Consider the following 15,237-nt stretch of genomic DNA (forward strand, 5'->3'; position numbering starts at 1 on the left):
CAACAATATAAGGGCTACCAATAGAAGACTCGCCACATTTCTCATTGCTTCTCCTCCCTTAATAGATGATCATAATACCTGCCCAAAACATCAAAAAACACTTATCACCTCGCTTCATTTATTAGTGCGTGCCAAAATAATACACATAGCTATCCTCTAAATTTGGTTGTACATTTATAGCTGCTGTATGCGGCTTTTCTTGTGATATACATCGAATCGTAATACTAGATTGATTGTATTGGATATTGGAAATGGCATAGCTTACCTGATAAGTAGCAAACTCCTGATCAGAAATCGCACATTCCCAAACTTTCCCTTCCAATTCATTTACTAATTGTTTCGGTGGGGCCTGTTGAATCACTTTGCTGTGATTTAAAAAAATTACGTTTTTTGCAATATACTCGATATCTGACACAATATGAGTCGACAATAAAATTATTTTATTTTGCGCAAGTGTCGATAAAGTGAAACTTCAATCAGTGGGGGTTTTCTTCATCCCCACTGATTGTTAGTCTTCACCAATCGGGCTTTTACGGGCAGTTGATCTCCTACCTACGCTTCTCGACTTTCTTAAACCTTGAGGTGGGAGTCTTACTGCCCGTTAATGCGGGACAAAATCCCTCTCAACCGAATCCGTTCATTTGGATCAAGTCCAGCTGTTGGTTTATCTAAAATTTAGTAGTATTGAAAATCCCCCTACACGCAAAATTCGACTTTCTATGATATATAAAATGGTAAAATTTTATATTTTCATGGATTTTTCGTCCAAATCCATTTACTATCCGTCTATTATAGTAGAAAGGAGGTTGCCGAATGGAGCTGGAACAATTGATTGAGACTTATAGTGATTACTTGTATCAAATTGCTTTCATTTATGTGAAGGATGAGCGAATAGCAGAGGAAGTTGTGCAGGATGTCTTTTTTACTTATTACAAAAAGCGTGAACAATTCCAAGGAAAAAGTTCCTTGAAAACCTATTTAGTGAAAATGACGATTAATCGGAGCTATGATTATTTACGAAGCTGGAAGGCACGGTCGTTACCATTATTTCAGCTATTTGAGTCAAAGGTGGAGCGAGCCGATCAACCGCTTTTGAAAAAGGAAACACGGGGTGAAGTCGTATCAGCTGTGTTAACATTGCCTGTTAAATATCGAGAGGTGCTCTTATTTTATTACTATGAGCATATGACGACAAAGGAGATTGCACAATTTCTTGCTACACCGGAATCGACTATTAAATCTCGATTACAACGTGCTCGTCAGGAGCTGAAGCCAAAACTTGCTAAAATCGACTGGGAGGTGTTATTTGATGAATAATGAGTTAAATAAATTTGAACAACAGCTAAAAGAAATCCGTTTATCGGCCGCACAAAAAAAGCAGCTACAAACAACGATTTATACAAAACGTGCGCCAAAAAACTATACATATCCTGCTGTCCTCACCTCATTTATAGCAATGACCCTTTTTCTATTATTTATCTCACTACAGCCTAGTAGTGAAAATGCGATCGTTACAGCGAGTGATGCAGGTGAATCATTTATCAGTGACATGCCGAAAAATATAATCCAATGGGGTGTTGCTACACTCATCTCTTTTGTATTAGCCGGCGTATTCGCTGTTCTTTTACTATTCAAATCTACACGTTGGAATAATGCACGTGCTATTCAATATGGTCGACGCTTATTGACATTCAAGAAAAATCACCATTTGATTTTGTTTATTTTTGCGATTGGACTGTTTTTATGTATAGCAAGTGGCGCTGTAATCGTAACGGAATCCCTTTCTATCCTGCACGGTTATTTCCTGTTACTTTATAACATTCATGCCACACTTCTTTTATTATGGGTTGTAAAAGATGCGCCTCATCCTACTTGCCCATGTTGCAAAGAACCGTTACCAAAAAAATTCATCATTAGGAGACTGCGATATTCTGCTAAGGAAACATGTCCGTATTGCGATGAAAGACTTTATCTTACAAAACAATCTAAAAGAAAGTTTTACCTTGCTTCAGGGCTATTTCTTTTAGGGTATGTTGTATTTGGATTACTAGGTATTCCGTTATCTATTTTAATTGGGATATTGGGTTGGTACTCCGTTATTTTCAGTATTGTTCTGCCTCCATATTTAGCTCAGTTTACGGATGATCCACAATACCTTTGGTAAAAAAAATATAGTACTAGCTAGTCTTTATATAAAAATGGAAATACCGATACAATATGGAAAGGGGGTGGCAATATGCGTATTGGCGATTGGTCTGCAATGGGGATGATGATGTATAGTCATTACCAGCGGAATATGAATGCGATGAATAAGGCTCTTCTCCGCATTTCATCGGGGTATCGTATTAATAGTGCCGCTGACGATCCAGCAGGGTTGGCTATTTCTGAAAAAATGCGGGCTCAAATTAGAGGGTTAAATATGGCGAGTAAAAATATTCAAGACGGGATGTCCTTGTTGCAAACAGCAGAAGGTGCCTTAAACGAAACACATGCGATGATTCAACGCATGCGTGAGCTATCCGTACAAGCTGCCAATGACACGCTAACTGATGCAGACCGTGAGCTACTCGACATCGAATTCCAGCAGTTAAAAGAAGAAATCACACGTGTGTCAAAAGATACAGAATTCAATACAAAAACACTATTAAATGGGGATCATGCTAGTGACCCACTCAAAATTCAAGTCGGTGCGAATAGTGGACAGTCTATTGATATTTTTATTAATGGTATGAGCGGAGCAGCAATTGGTCTCGATGGCTTGGATATAAAAACGAGAGAAAATGCAGATGCAGCCATTTCAGCATTAGATGACTCATTAAAAAATGTATCCCATGAGCGTGCACGATTAGGTGCTTATTCTAATCGCTTAGAGCATGCCTATAATGTGACTGAAAACACAGCAGAAAACTTAACAGCTGCTGAATCTCGCATTCGTGATGCTGATATTGCAAAAGAAATGATGAATATGACAAAGGCAAGTATTTTGATGCAAGCGGCTATGTATGCAATGACTTTGCATAGACAACAAGCTTTTTCCATTTTGCAGTTGTTGAATCCAAAATAACAATAGTCGATTAGGTGCCTTCGCTTAGAAAAGACAACTAGGCACCTTTCTTTTACCTTACTTCTTTTTGAAAAAAGCGCGTATAAACAAGAAATAAAATGAGTAGGACTGCTATCGTACCTAAAACAGACATTGTATAGGCGGATACTCCTCTGTTGTAAGTGTACTCCCCTTCCCTTACAGCCTTTCTATACTTTCCATTCCCTTCGTTTACAGCGATTGCTACATCTGTGCTAATTCCTTCAATTGAATAGTATTTTGTTCCTTTTCTATAGGTGTTTGAAAAGTTGCCACCATACTGTTCCATATCCGAATAGTTCGTTACATGACCAATTTCATCATTTATATGTGTGACGTACTCATCACTTATGACATAAAGATGGTCATCCCATACAACAAATGAATACGCCCAACTTGTACTTAATGCTTGGCTCGGTAAATAAAAAATCATGAATGTAACTAGTAAACTTGTAGCAGCTACTAACGGTTTACTCCGCATACGCTCCCTCCTTTGCCGTTCGTTCTTGTTATAAATTTAGACTGTTAACTGGAGAGAAAGTTACGTTATTTTTGAATTTATTAAAAATATTTTGGTATATAAAGGAAGTTGGTTTACGTATTTGTTTGCAACACTAGTAATAGTTTTTTTTAATAGAGTCATGTTAAGAGGCATAATATCGACAAATAGAGTTATACTAACTGCGGTTTCACATTAGAAATCTTCATAATTATTAAGGAGGAGATACCGATGAGCAAGAAGGACTATTTAGATCCAAAATCTCAGAAGATCCACCAGAACTGGACCAATATCAAGCACGCTAAATCTCAAGTAAATGGACAAACGGAGATTTCTCTCCATAACCAAATATTGAGATCAGAAGCAAAAGCTCGACAGTTTTAAAATATTATGAAGAATTCAGTGAAATCCAACCCGGAATTTAGTTTCCGGGTTTTTGTTTGTTTTGTACCGGGGAGAAAGGTGGTACAACGCTGGTACGTACCCGGTACATCCCCGGTACAATGGTGGTACCTCGGTGGCACCCAGCTACGAATTCCTCCTTCGCATATCCCGCAGCATAGCGGAGACAATACGTATTATAAAATAGGAAGTGCCAACTAAACCGACAATTCCCACAATAATTAAAAGCGGGATTTGACCGGAAAATATCATACCGAGGATAAACATCACAAAGAAAAATAACACTCCAATAATATTGGCGATGGACAAATGAGTAGCCTCCCCTCTCTGCTTATTGATTGTATAGCTCAAAAAAAGAAAATTATTCATTGCTTTCATACTAAAATAAAAAAATCAAGATCACATAATGAGCAATCTTGATTTTCTATATGTATATGCACAGTACAAACTGCCTGGCGGATTACAGATGGTCCTGATTAGTCATTACCTCAACCAGTGCCCCAGGATTTGAAAGAGGCTTTAGCGTTAAACTTTTAACGTTGATGTTTTAAGAACTTTGAAGCGTGAATTTTAACTTTTAAACTTTAAGCTTTGAGCCTTTATTTTATTAAGTGTATTAGTTGATTAAAAGTATTTTAAATTGGTGTTCATTATTTTAACTCGTGCACACCAAAAACGAGTGACTAATCGTTTTCTGTTTTCGCAAGACTATGCAAAGGATTTATTGTTGTACTTCGATAAATGTTGTCGCATTTGATTCAGAGAGTACCGCATCTACTTCTGATTCAAATTCGTCAATCTTCGCTTCTAATGTATCGATTACCTTCTTTACATTTAATGGGTCGAGTAATTCATACTCGTTCCGTTTCATAAAGGTTTCCGTATGTAGCTTTACTTCTTCAGGTGATTGCTTGTCTTTATTCCCTAAAATATTCACTAAATATGTTTCAAGCTTTTCGGGTAAGGCATTGTTGTTCATTGCTACTCTTTGCATTGCACTAATATATTGCTTATGCATCATGCCCAATAACTCTTTTTCATATTGAATCGATTGCTTTCGTTCAATCGCTTCTGCAACCGTCATTTGTTGGTTACTGACTTTGACTATTGTTTTCGCATTTGATTCCACAACTAATGCTTTTAATCGATTTCGATAGGCGATTAACCCTACTACTTTATCATATGAGCCTTGCATATTTTTCATAAACTCATCTATGTCAACACCACTGATTTTTGTCTCGCTTTTGCGATGGGCTGCGGCAGCCATTACTTGTCCTGTAGCGCTCTCAATTCGGTTATGTAACATCTTTAGTTCTGTTAATGCACGATGAATTGTCATTTTCTTCAATTCCGTCAATTGTATCGCCTCTTTCGAAAAGATTTGTAAGCACCGTATTACTATACTATAACAAAAAACATTTTTTCAAATAATAGGTTATACATTTGGATTTGATTTTATGATAGTTTTAAAATTTCACAATTAATTATAGAAGAAAACCGAAAAATCCGAGAGGTTATGCTCCAAGTTTATCAAAATGTAATCTGGTCATATCACTTCTGCCTACCTCATTATTTTACCTCAACATCGAATATAAAAGTGATTACACCTTGTTGCCATTCTGCCATTACTTCATACATGTAATACCCTTCATCAGCTGGTAGTGTTAGCTCATTTTCCTTCACATCTACTGTTGTAAGTTTCTTCTCTTGATCGTGTTGATACACTAAAATGGAGAGCGGCTTTTTTTCGAAGCTGAATTTTAATTTACTATTTTTAGCAACAGATATGTTTTGAAGTTCCTCAGCTCGCTCGTATATCGTGTTAACTGGGATATGTTTCATTTCAATATTTTTTTCTTTCCATTCGTATTGATAAGATTCCATAGGATATTCCTGATTGTCTATAATCATTTTTCCAGATGGAACTTCATGAGCATTGCTCATACTAGAATTGCACGCAATCAGAAAAACGGAAAATAACACCAATAAAATAACCCTTTTCATTATGTTCCTCTTTTCTATTAAATGAGTATAACAGGCAGATACAATATACATTAAAGAACGGAATAATACGACAGACTAATTACCTAAAAACCATAATATGTATAATTTAGTGATTTATTATTACACAGTTATTCATTTTACAAAAAACACATGAAGAGAATTATCACCATAACTTGAGGTTTATTTCCGTTCAAATTTATTTGTAATGAAAGAGGAACAAATGAGCGATTTTTGCGATCCACTCAATGAATTTCAGCTTTTTTTTTAACTGTGCTCGCCCTTTCGACAGGCGGGATTTTACGGTACTCTCTGGGACTTGTAACAAAGCAGCAATTTTCTTAATGTTCAATCCTTCTAAAAGGACGAAAAAAAACGGATTTTTTTCAAATCCGTTTTCATGTGGATTGCCTCTTTATTTGATAAAGCGAATAAATCTCTTCTTGCCAATCTTCATCACTTCATTATTGATTAATACACGGTCTAAATCATCTTCACTGATTTTTTCTTTATCAATTTGGACACCGCTTTGTTTCATTAGGCGGATAAATTCACTTTTACTTTTCACCATGCCCATTCGAACGAGCTGTGGAATGATATGCTGAATAGTTTCTGCCCCTATTTCAATTAGCAACTGTGGAATCTGTTCAGGAGTATCCTTTTGCTCAAATGCTGTTTTGTAGTAAGCAATTGCTTTTTCTGTTTCTGCTTCACTATGGTATAGATTTGTAATGATTTTTGCTAATTCAAATTTAATATCTCTTGGGTTTTTACCTTGCTCCAGTAATAATTTCATTTTTTCAATTTCATCGAGATGTTCGTCTGTCGCCAGTTCGAAGTATTTAATGATTAGTGTGTCTGGCACCTCCATCACTTTTTTAAACATCACTTCTGCTGACTCCTGTACGCCAATGTAATTCCCAAGACTTTTACTCATTTTTTCAACACCATCTAATCCTTCAAGTAGTGGCATAAAAATGGCGACTTGCTTTTCTAGCCCCCATGTTTTTTGAAGTGTACGGCCCATTAAAATATTAAATGTTTGATCTGTTCCTCCAAGTTCAATATCTGCTTTTATTTCAACTGAATCATATGCTTGCATTAGCGGGTAGAAAAATTCATGAAGACCAATTAGCACTTGATGATTGTAGCGTTTTTGAAAATCATCCCGTTCTAAAATACGCGCAACAGATGTAGTACTAGCTAATTTAATTACTTCTTCAAATGTAAGTTTCGATAGCCATTCACTATTAAATCTGATCGTTGTTTTTTCCTTATCTAAAATTTTAAAAAGTTGCTCACAGTATGTTAGCGCATTCGCTTTTACTTGTTCATCAGTTAATGCCACCCGACCTTTTGCTTTTCCAGTCGGATCGCCAATACGCCCTGTGAAATCCCCTATGATAATGATAACTTGATGCCCTAAATCTTGCATTTGCTTCATTTTTCTCAGTACGACTGCATGCCCTAAATGTAGGTCGGGGGCAGATGGATCTAATCCTAATTTAATCGTGAGAGGCTTTTTCAACGCATACGACTTTTCGAGCTTAGCAAGTAGATCGTTTTCATCCACCACTTGCTGTACACCTTTCATAATGATTTTTATCTGTTTATTCGGGTGAACTAACATACTTCACATCTCCTTGAAATATTATTTCTAATATTTGCAAGCTCTATAAGAAACAAAGATAAAAAAACGCCCTTTTGGATTCACCAAAAGGACGATTTCACTCGTGTTACCACCTTAAATTCACAAGTAACTTACATTACTTGCCTTAAAAGTACGGTCTATTAGACGATACTTGTGCACATGATGACGGGTGCTGACCGTCGTAGCCTACTAGGGAAAAACCATTCGGTACGCAGCTCCAAGATGTATTCACAATCGTTCAACATGCGCCTCTCATCAACCGGCAACTTTCTGAATGTCTACGTGACTGCTACTCTTTCTTATCATAGCCTTTGTTCTTATACTCCGAATTGTATTCATACAATTCTTCGTTATGCAGATATTACATTTCATTGTAGCGAATCTTTTCTAGTTGTCAATCAATTCTTTCTCTCTATTATGAGAACTACTAGCTTTATAGTTCCTATTCTAGATACTGAACGTTAAAATAATACAATATATCATGCATGTTGATTTCCGCTATGGCTGACTCGCTTTCCGCAGGCACGGCTTCAACTAATTTATTTCGGCTATTGCCGAAATAAATGGATTTTCAGCTCATGCTGTTCCTGCAGGAGTCGAGTCGCCTCCGCTCCAATCAACGAGCAAGCACCTTTTATCAACCATTCCACTAAAAAATCGCGCTAATTACATACCAATATTTGTATAATTAACACATCTGATAATATATTAAGTTAGTGCAGTGTTGATGAACCATTATGACATTAGTTCTTTACAAATACTTGGCGACTTTGTTGTTCGCGAACTTCTAGTTTTGCAATGTCTCGTAAATGTACTTGGTCTGGTCCATCAACAATGCGCAGGGTACGGGCATTGGCATAATGCTCTGCCAATACTGTATCTTGAGAAACACCTGCACCACCAAATAGTTGAATAGCTCGGTCGATCACAGACAGACATGTTCTTGGTGCGACGATTTTTGCCATCGCAATCTCTTTTCGAGCGGCTTTTGCTCCAGCAATATCCATCTTATGAGCAGCGTTTAATGTAATTAGTCGCGCCTGTTCAATTTCGATTCGGCTTTCAGCAATTTGCTCACGCAACACATCTTTGTCAATTAGTTTTGTGCCAAATGCTTCTCGTTCATCCGCGCGCTCAATCATTAAATCTAATGCACGTTCTGCCGCACCGATTGCTCTCATACAGTGGTGAATACGTCCAGGTCCCAGTCTTCCTTGCGCAATTTCAAAGCCCTTCCCTTCACCAACAAGCATATTTTCTACAGGTACACGCACATTGTTGTAATGAATTTCCGCATGTCCATTTGGTGCATGATCATAGCCAAATACCGAAAGTGGACGTATAATCTCTACGCCTGGTGTGTCAAATGGTACTAAAATCATCGATTGTTGGCTGTGTGTAGGCGCATTTGGGTTTGTTTTCCCCATAACAATCGCAATTTTTACACGTGGGTCCATTGCCCCTGTTGTCCACCATTTGCGTGCATTGATGACATATTCATCACCATCACGTACGATACTGCCTTGAATATTTGTAGCATCGGATGAAGCGACTGCAGGCTCAGTCATTGAAAAAACAGAGCGAATTTCTCCTGCTAAAAGTGGCTTTAACCATTTCTCTTTTTGTTCTTCTGTACCATATAGATGGAGTACTTCCATATTCCCTGTATCCGGTGCATTACAATTGAATACTTCCGGTGCGATGAGTGAACGCCCCATAATTTCACATAAAAATGCATATTCATAGTTCGTTAAGCCAGCCCCGTGCGCTTCATTTGGGAAAAATAAATTCCATAACCCTTGTGCTTTTGCCTTCTCTTTTAATTCTTCAATAATCGGCATAATTGTCCAACGCGAGGTAGCTTTTTCTAGTTGTTGCTCATACACTGCTTCATTTGGATAAATATGCTCATCCATAAATAGTAGTAACTTCTCACGTAACTCTTTCACTTTCTCTGATAATTCAATCATCATACTATACACCCCTTTTTATTTTATACAAAACTCTCTTACTATGAACTTTACTACGCACTAATTTAATATATGAAAAATCAATAATTTTTATTCTTTTAGTAATTTATTAAAGACTTTAATTATATATTTCAGTAATGGTTCTTCACCTAAATGTGTACTTGACCGCATATTTCGTTACGGGCGGATGCTTTCCGCTGGAGTCACCGCCCTTCACTCCATGTACTTTTAAAGTACTATCTTTTTTTATCAAGAACATATTTTGATGTTGAACCTCAGTAGTTATACTAAATTATTTTTAGGGGGCGTTTCATTTGAGTAAGCTTGTGAATACCGTATTAGGGCCAGTCGCTGCAGCGGATTTAGGGAAAACATTAATGCATGAGCACTTTTTCTTCGGATATCCAGGGTTTGATGGTAATCCTGCCTATAAAAAGTCGTTTGATGAGCTTGTGACAGAAGGTATTGAAATTGCGAATCGTGCGAAAAAACACGGCGTACAAACAATTGTCGATGCAACACCAAGTGATTGCGGACGAAATCCTGAAGCATTAGCCGAAGTATCCCGTCAAACAGGTGTCCATATTATTTGTTCAACTGGCTATTATTACGAAGGTGAAGGAGCACCAGCGTACTTCAAATTTAAAGCAGCTCTTGGAACGGCAGAAGATGAGCTATATGAAATGTTTACAAATGAACTTGAAAACGGCATTGGCGATTCAGGTATTAAGCCTGGCGTCATTAAGCTTGGGACAAGTAAAGATGTCATTACGCCTTATGAACAAATGTTCTTTACAGTAGCGGCTCGCGTACAACAAGAACAAGATATTCCCATCATTACGCATACACAAGAAGGGACAATGGGGCCTGAACAAGCAGAATTACTTGTCTCGCTAGGGGCTAATCCAAAGAAAATTGTCATCGGTCATATGGACGGCAATACAGATATTCGCTATCAGCTAGAAACGCTAAAGCACGGGGTTTATGTTGGCTTTGACCGCTTAGGCATTCAAGGTTTTGTAGGAGCACCTATGGATAAAGATCGAATTTTAGTGCTATCAGGTCTTATTAATAGTGGCTATGCAAATCAACTGACATTATCACATGACACAGTCAATGTGTGGTTAGGCGCACCAACTGTATTCCCTCCTGCCTTAGCAGAGTTAGTGAAAGATTGGGATATTGAGCACCTATTCAATAACATCATCCCGCAATTAAAAGAATGTGGTGTTCGAGCTGAGCAATTTGACCAAATTCTGATCGATAATCCAAGAAACATCTTTACTAGCTAAAGGAGGGATGTGTCATGAAATTCATTCCAGAAATTGAATCCGTTACGCTATTTGGGCGAGATCATGTAAGCGTTTTTACACATCGCCCACAGTCCTTTCGTGAAATTATAGAAGAGGTTGTTTCTACCTTTTCATCTAAAGAAGCCATTATTTATCAAAATCTTTGTTGGACTTACAAGCAATTAGATGATATCTCATCAACGATTGCTTACAACTTACAACAGCAGTTTGATATTCAAAAAGGAGATCGGGTCTTCTCCCTTCTTGGTAATATCCCTGCTTTCGCTGCACTCACAATCGCTTGCTTAAAAATCGGGGCCATTATGGTACCTGTAAATACAAAACTAAAAGCACAGGAATTATCCTATATTTTGACACATTCTAAGCCGAAAGCTGTTATTGCGGAAGCGGATTTAACGGAAACTGTGGAAAAAATACCGCTTATCGATGCAGAAGCACTACTTTATTTGCAAAATATTATCTACATTGACGCTGATGCACCTGAAGCTGGCTTATCTTCGCTGCTCGAATATCAAGGTGAATATGTAGTACATGAAATCGCTGAAACGGACGGTGCATTTTTATGCTATACATCAGGGACAACCGGGGTACCAAAAGGAGCTTTAATCAGTCACATTAATATTATTCATACCGTTATGCACTACCACTATCATTTAGGTTCAGATGACCATAGTCGGACTCTCGTTGCTGTACCGCTATTTCATATTACAGGCTTAGCTGCGCAGTTTTTACACATGGTCTATGTGGGCGGGGCAACGGTCATTTTACGTCAATATCAAAACGAAGAATATATTCGCCATATCGTACAGCACGAGGTGAATTTTGTCATTAATGTACCTACAATCTTTTTAATGATGGGGACAAGCCCTTTATTAAAGGAACAAAACTTAGATTTTGTGAAAGTAGTAGGTTACGGTGGCTCGCCTATTTACCGCCAAACGTTAGAACAATTAAAAACGATTTTTACTCATGCTGCATTCCACAATGTGTATGGTGCGACGGAAACCACTTCACCAACGACCGTAGCCCCTGCGGATTTATCAATGGCAAAAGCATCCGCTGTTGGTTTCCCTGTAAAAAATGCACAAGTAAAAATCATGGATACGGAAGGACGAGAAGTAGGTGTCCATGAAGTTGGACAGCTATGGATTAAAGGGCCTATGGTAATTGGGGAATATTGGGACAATGAAACAGCAAATGCAACCTCCTTCCAAGATGGATTTTGGCTGTCTGGAGATATGGCAAAAAGAGATGAAGAAGGGCTTATTTATATATTAGACCGCATGAAAGATATGATTAATCGTGGGGGTGAAAAAATCTTCTCGATTGAAGTGGAAGATGTGTTGAAAGGACACCCAAACGTAGTCGAAGCGGCTGTTATCCCCTACCCTGATGCCATTTACGGAGAAAAGGTAAAGGCGATTATTGTATCGAACGATTTCAATTCATCGAATATAGCTGAATTGCAGCAATACTGTGATGAACGTTTAGCTAAATTTAAAATTCCTGAGCGCTTCGAATTTGTTCACGAACTACCTAAAACGGCATCAGGAAAAATTTTAAAACACGAATTAAAGGCGCAGTTTGGTTAGTGCACAGTAACAAATGTTTTGTATTGGGGGAAACAGCTTTCTTATGTTGAATATAAAGGACGGATACTGATGAGAAAGATACATGTTATTTTTAATAAAGAATTAGTTGAACCTAGCCGTCTCATTCAATGCAGTGCAGTTGTAGTAGATGTATTTTTAGCGACGACAACCATTACTACGCTGTTGGCACACGACATTGCACCTGTATTAGCTGTCGAAAATGCAGAAATCGCACAGCAATTAAGTGAAAATTTGACGGAACCTGTACTGCTGATTGGGGAGTCTGCCGGATTGGCTATTGACAACTTTATGTACCCAGATCCTACACTCATTACTACTCAACTTGGACGAACACAAGCCATTATTTGTTCAACTAACGGTACGCGGGCGATTCAAAAAGCAAAATATGCCGCGCAACTTTATATCTCTTCCTTAGCAAACGGCCATGCTATCGCAAAAGCACTCCATGAGGAAGAAACAGAGCGTTCCATCGTCATTATCGCTTCCGGCAATAACGGACGATTTTCACTAGAAGATTGTGTAGGTGCTGGTCAAATTATCTCGTACCTTCTTCAATTAGGAAATTATGAACTATCCGACGCTGCCTATGCTGCGTGCTCTTTATATGCTGGAGTGAAACTTAAGCATTTCGAACCCCTTCTCCATACAGAAACTGTGCAATTATTAAAGCATTTGCAAATGGATGATGCCGTCTCTTTTGTCATTGATACAATTGAATCAACCGATATTGTAGCAGTATTTGAAGATGAGCAAATTATTACTCGTAGAACGGAGTGGATATCATGACATCAGCTAATACGAAAAATGGATTTATCAATTGGGAAGCGCTTGAACACTTTATTAAAACCTCCCTCCAATTAGATGATGAAAAAATGATTGTAGAACAATTTTCTGAAGGCTATTCTAACTTAACGTTTTTAGTCAAAATCGGGGAATGGGAAGGTGTATTACGTCGTCCCCCATATGGTGAAGTACCTAAAAAAGCCCACGATATGAAGCGAGAATATACGATTCTTGAAAAATTGCATCCGCATTTTCAATTAGCACCAAAAGCTCTACTTTTCTCTGAAGGCGACGATATGATGGAGAAGCATTTTTATATTATGGAGAAAAAACAAGGAATCGTCGTCGATGATAAAATTCCTTTTATTGAAGGAGTTCAATCCATTGAAAAAGAAATATCACAAAGTCTTATTGATACGCTTGTCTCATTACAACAAGTAGACTATCTACAAGCAGGATTAGATACAATTGGTCGCCCTGAAGGCTTTTTAGAGCGGCAAGTAACAGGCTGGATAAAACGATACGAATTAAGCGCAACAGACCATATCCCAGCTATAAAAGAAGTGGAAAATTGGCTAATAAAATACATGCCTACTACAACAGAAACGACAATCATTCATAATGATTTCAAATTAAACAATGTCATTTTAGCAGCAGATGCACCCGTACGTGTGACAGGGGTTTTAGATTGGGAACTAGCGACCATCGGCGACCCTCTTAGTGACTTCGGATCTGCCGTTGCTTATTGGGGACAAAAAGAAGACCCCGACTTAGGCATTCATGTTGTGACTAATCAGCCAGGATTTTATTCTCGTCGTGAATTGGTAGAAGCATATGCTACAGCGAGCAAGCGAGATGTAAGTAACATGCATTATTATTTAAGTTTTGGATTTTATAAATTAGCTGTTATTTTACAGCAAATTTATTATCGTTGGAGAAATGGTTCTTTAAAGGATGATCGTTTCACCCATTTAAATACTGCTGTTGCTAATTTAATTGAAATGGCCTATTTAGCAAAAGAAAGACAAGTTTTATAAAAGATGACTGGTACGTACCCGGTACTTCCCTGGCACCACGGTGGTACGTACCCGGTACTTCCCCGGCACAATTATCTCAACCTCTTTTTAATTTGCTTCATTTCATAGGTCAAATAATCTAACTGCTTTTTGATCGTCTCAAGATCATTATTACTGTTTACCCTTCTCTGCTCTTCCTCTTCTAATGCCAGTACAGCTGCTATCGTTGCTAATGATTCACCGAATATGACAATGGTACTAGCAATAATATCGAGTCTAGCTGCTTGGCTTTCTGCACTAAGGATTTGGTTATTTAAACTAGAGTCTTTATCGTTTTTCATCAGCAAATCCTCCATATCCAAAATAAGACCAACTTAAACACATCATATGCATACAATAAAACTCTGGTGCTGTTAGCGTAACACTTCTAAAACCATTCTCGTTGTTTGTAATAAATACCCATCAAAATCTTCTTCAAATTCATCGATTATTTTAAAGTTTCTAGCGAGGTAAAATTGCTTACCTACTTGGTTGTCTGATTCAACATTGATGTAGACTGCCTTAGGTAATAATTGCTTAATCCCAAACGTTAATAGCTTTGAGCCGACTCCTTTACATTGAGCTTCGGGTAGTAAATAAATAGCCGCAAGCTCCACCTCACCCTGGTCTTTGACATTTGAAAAATTAGCAAAGCCTATAATTTTACCATTCTCTTCTGCAACATAGAAAGGTGTTTGTTCAAGGCGTTTCTGTAGCATCTTTTTGTTGTAAGCCATTGCTAAAAAGTTATCTTGAATCTGTTTCGGAATGATCCCTTCATATGTTGCATGCCAGCTGTTAATTGCCACTTGTTCTACCGCCTCAACATCTGTGGATTGCATTGTTCTAATAATGATCGGCATTCGCT

Annotated in this window: 16 protein-coding genes, 1 pseudogene and 1 other annotated feature; of the genes and pseudogenes, 8 read left to right on the plus strand and 9 right to left on the minus strand. The window is 37.8% G+C overall.

The genetic code is table 11. The features are described 5' to 3' along the window. Positions 1–121: 121 nt before the first annotated feature. Positions 122–415, minus strand: a complete 294-nt coding sequence (locus ACQQ2I_RS13090) for a hypothetical protein (protein ID WP_431027237.1) — start codon at positions 413–415, stop codon at positions 122–124. Between the two features lie 398 nt (positions 416–813). On the opposite strand from ACQQ2I_RS13090, the gene ACQQ2I_RS13095 reads away from it, so the two are divergent. From ACQQ2I_RS13095 to ACQQ2I_RS13105, 3 genes are all read left to right on the plus strand, one after another. Further along, entirely contained in the window at positions 814–1,317 is a 504-nt protein-coding gene (locus ACQQ2I_RS13095; RefSeq protein WP_431027238.1) for a sigma-70 family RNA polymerase sigma factor, read from the plus strand. Further along, positions 1,310–2,164, plus strand: coding sequence for a hypothetical protein (locus tag ACQQ2I_RS13100; RefSeq protein ID WP_431027239.1), 855 nt, complete (start codon positions 1,310–1,312; stop codon positions 2,162–2,164). The genes ACQQ2I_RS13095 and ACQQ2I_RS13100 overlap by 8 nt, the downstream gene beginning before the upstream one ends. A gap of 72 nt (positions 2,165–2,236) precedes the next feature. Further along, positions 2,237–3,064 (plus strand): flagellin, encoded by an 828-nt coding sequence (locus ACQQ2I_RS13105; protein WP_431027240.1) that lies wholly within the window; start codon positions 2,237–2,239, stop codon positions 3,062–3,064. A gap of 52 nt (positions 3,065–3,116) precedes the next feature. On the opposite strand, the gene ACQQ2I_RS13110 is transcribed toward ACQQ2I_RS13105, so the two are convergent. After that, a complete protein-coding gene (locus ACQQ2I_RS13110; protein WP_431027241.1) occupies positions 3,117–3,563 on the minus strand; it encodes a hypothetical protein in 447 nt (148 codons plus the stop codon). 249 nt (positions 3,564–3,812) lie between these two features. Between ACQQ2I_RS13110 and ACQQ2I_RS13115 the strand changes: the two genes are divergently transcribed. Continuing rightward, positions 3,813–3,965: a YpzG family protein gene (locus ACQQ2I_RS13115; protein WP_391372398.1), complete on the plus strand. Its 153-nt coding sequence runs from the start codon at positions 3,813–3,815 to the stop codon at positions 3,963–3,965. Positions 3,966–4,704: 739 nt separating this feature from the next. On the opposite strand, the gene ACQQ2I_RS13120 is transcribed toward ACQQ2I_RS13115, so the two are convergent. From ACQQ2I_RS13120 to ACQQ2I_RS13140, 5 genes and pseudogenes are all read right to left on the minus strand, one after another. Beyond that, entirely contained in the window at positions 4,705–5,340 is a 636-nt protein-coding gene (locus ACQQ2I_RS13120; protein WP_431027242.1) for a hypothetical protein, read from the minus strand. A 212-nt stretch (positions 5,341–5,552) separates the two neighbouring features. Continuing rightward, positions 5,553–5,987 (minus strand): hypothetical protein, encoded by a 435-nt coding sequence (locus tag ACQQ2I_RS13125; protein ID WP_431027243.1) that lies wholly within the window; start codon positions 5,985–5,987, stop codon positions 5,553–5,555. Positions 5,988–6,183: 196 nt separating this feature from the next. Then, positions 6,184–6,348: pseudogene (locus ACQQ2I_RS13130) on the minus strand (RNA polymerase sigma factor); the annotation flags it as partial. Between the two features lie 51 nt (positions 6,349–6,399). Then, positions 6,400–7,614: a tyrosine--tRNA ligase gene (gene tyrS / locus ACQQ2I_RS13135; protein WP_431027244.1), complete on the minus strand. Its 1,215-nt coding sequence runs from the start codon at positions 7,612–7,614 to the stop codon at positions 6,400–6,402. A gap of 84 nt (positions 7,615–7,698) precedes the next feature. Continuing rightward, positions 7,699–7,950 (minus strand) — a binding site (T-box leader). A gap of 428 nt (positions 7,951–8,378) precedes the next feature. Next, complete coding sequence (locus ACQQ2I_RS13140; RefSeq protein WP_431027245.1) at positions 8,379–9,608, minus strand: acyl-CoA dehydrogenase family protein; 1,230 nt, start codon at positions 9,606–9,608, stop codon at positions 8,379–8,381. 311 nt (positions 9,609–9,919) lie between these two features. On the opposite strand from ACQQ2I_RS13140, the gene ACQQ2I_RS13145 reads away from it, so the two are divergent. The 4 genes from ACQQ2I_RS13145 to ACQQ2I_RS13160 all read left to right on the plus strand — a co-directional run bounded on the left by ACQQ2I_RS13145 (position 9,920) and on the right by ACQQ2I_RS13160 (position 14,351). Beyond that, positions 9,920–10,897, plus strand: coding sequence for a phosphotriesterase family protein (locus ACQQ2I_RS13145; protein WP_431027246.1), 978 nt, complete (start codon positions 9,920–9,922; stop codon positions 10,895–10,897). A 14-nt stretch (positions 10,898–10,911) separates the two neighbouring features. Next, positions 10,912–12,510 (plus strand): class I adenylate-forming enzyme family protein, encoded by a 1,599-nt coding sequence (locus ACQQ2I_RS13150; RefSeq protein WP_431027247.1) that lies wholly within the window; start codon positions 10,912–10,914, stop codon positions 12,508–12,510. 69 nt (positions 12,511–12,579) lie between these two features. Beyond that, entirely contained in the window at positions 12,580–13,317 is a 738-nt protein-coding gene (locus ACQQ2I_RS13155; protein WP_431027248.1) for a 2-phosphosulfolactate phosphatase, read from the plus strand. Next, positions 13,314–14,351 carry a phosphotransferase family protein gene (locus tag ACQQ2I_RS13160; RefSeq protein WP_431027249.1) on the plus strand — a complete coding sequence of 346 codons (1,038 nt, stop codon included), beginning with the start codon at positions 13,314–13,316 and terminating at the stop codon, positions 14,349–14,351. Before ACQQ2I_RS13155 ends, ACQQ2I_RS13160 begins: the two co-directional genes overlap by 4 nt. A gap of 71 nt (positions 14,352–14,422) precedes the next feature. On the opposite strand, the gene ACQQ2I_RS13165 is transcribed toward ACQQ2I_RS13160, so the two are convergent. Both ACQQ2I_RS13165 and ACQQ2I_RS13170 read right to left on the minus strand, forming a co-directional pair. After that, positions 14,423–14,671 (minus strand): hypothetical protein, encoded by a 249-nt coding sequence (locus tag ACQQ2I_RS13165; protein WP_431027250.1) that lies wholly within the window; start codon positions 14,669–14,671, stop codon positions 14,423–14,425. Positions 14,672–14,743: 72 nt separating this feature from the next. After that, positions 14,744–15,232: a GNAT family N-acetyltransferase gene (locus ACQQ2I_RS13170; protein WP_431027251.1), complete on the minus strand. Its 489-nt coding sequence runs from the start codon at positions 15,230–15,232 to the stop codon at positions 14,744–14,746. Positions 15,233–15,237: the final 5 nt, after the last annotated feature.

Source organism: Lysinibacillus sp. LZ02 (assembly GCF_050613145.1).
Classification (GTDB): domain Bacteria; phylum Bacillota; class Bacilli; order Bacillales_A; family Planococcaceae; genus Lysinibacillus_B.

Bases quoted from the DNA above. Each gene is read 5' to 3' on its own strand.
- ACQQ2I_RS13125 (WP_431027243.1), bottom strand. From the start codon at position 5,987: ATGAAAAGGGTTATTTTATTGGTGTTATTTTCCGTTTTTCTGATTGCG.
- ACQQ2I_RS13105 (WP_431027240.1), top strand. From the start codon at position 2,237: ATGCGTATTGGCGATTGGTCTGCAATGGGGATGATGATGTATAGTCAT.
- ACQQ2I_RS13140 (WP_431027245.1), bottom strand. From the start codon at position 9,608: ATGATGATTGAATTATCAGAGAAAGTGAAAGAGTTACGTGAGAAGTTA.
- ACQQ2I_RS13165 (WP_431027250.1), bottom strand. From the start codon at position 14,671: ATGAAAAACGATAAAGACTCTAGTTTAAATAACCAAATCCTTAGTGCA.
- ACQQ2I_RS13110 (WP_431027241.1), bottom strand. From the start codon at position 3,563: ATGCGGAGTAAACCGTTAGTAGCTGCTACAAGTTTACTAGTTACATTC.
- ACQQ2I_RS13095 (WP_431027238.1), top strand. From the start codon at position 814: ATGGAGCTGGAACAATTGATTGAGACTTATAGTGATTACTTGTATCAA.
- ACQQ2I_RS13160 (WP_431027249.1), top strand. From the start codon at position 13,314: ATGACATCAGCTAATACGAAAAATGGATTTATCAATTGGGAAGCGCTT.
- ACQQ2I_RS13170 (WP_431027251.1), bottom strand. From the start codon at position 15,232: ATGCCGATCATTATTAGAACAATGCAATCCACAGATGTTGAGGCGGTA.
- ACQQ2I_RS13100 (WP_431027239.1), top strand. From the start codon at position 1,310: ATGAATAATGAGTTAAATAAATTTGAACAACAGCTAAAAGAAATCCGT.
- tyrS (WP_431027244.1), bottom strand. From the start codon at position 7,614: ATGTTAGTTCACCCGAATAAACAGATAAAAATCATTATGAAAGGTGTA.
- ACQQ2I_RS13155 (WP_431027248.1), top strand. From the start codon at position 12,580: ATGAGAAAGATACATGTTATTTTTAATAAAGAATTAGTTGAACCTAGC.
- ACQQ2I_RS13115 (WP_391372398.1), top strand. From the start codon at position 3,813: ATGAGCAAGAAGGACTATTTAGATCCAAAATCTCAGAAGATCCACCAG.
- ACQQ2I_RS13150 (WP_431027247.1), top strand. From the start codon at position 10,912: ATGAAATTCATTCCAGAAATTGAATCCGTTACGCTATTTGGGCGAGAT.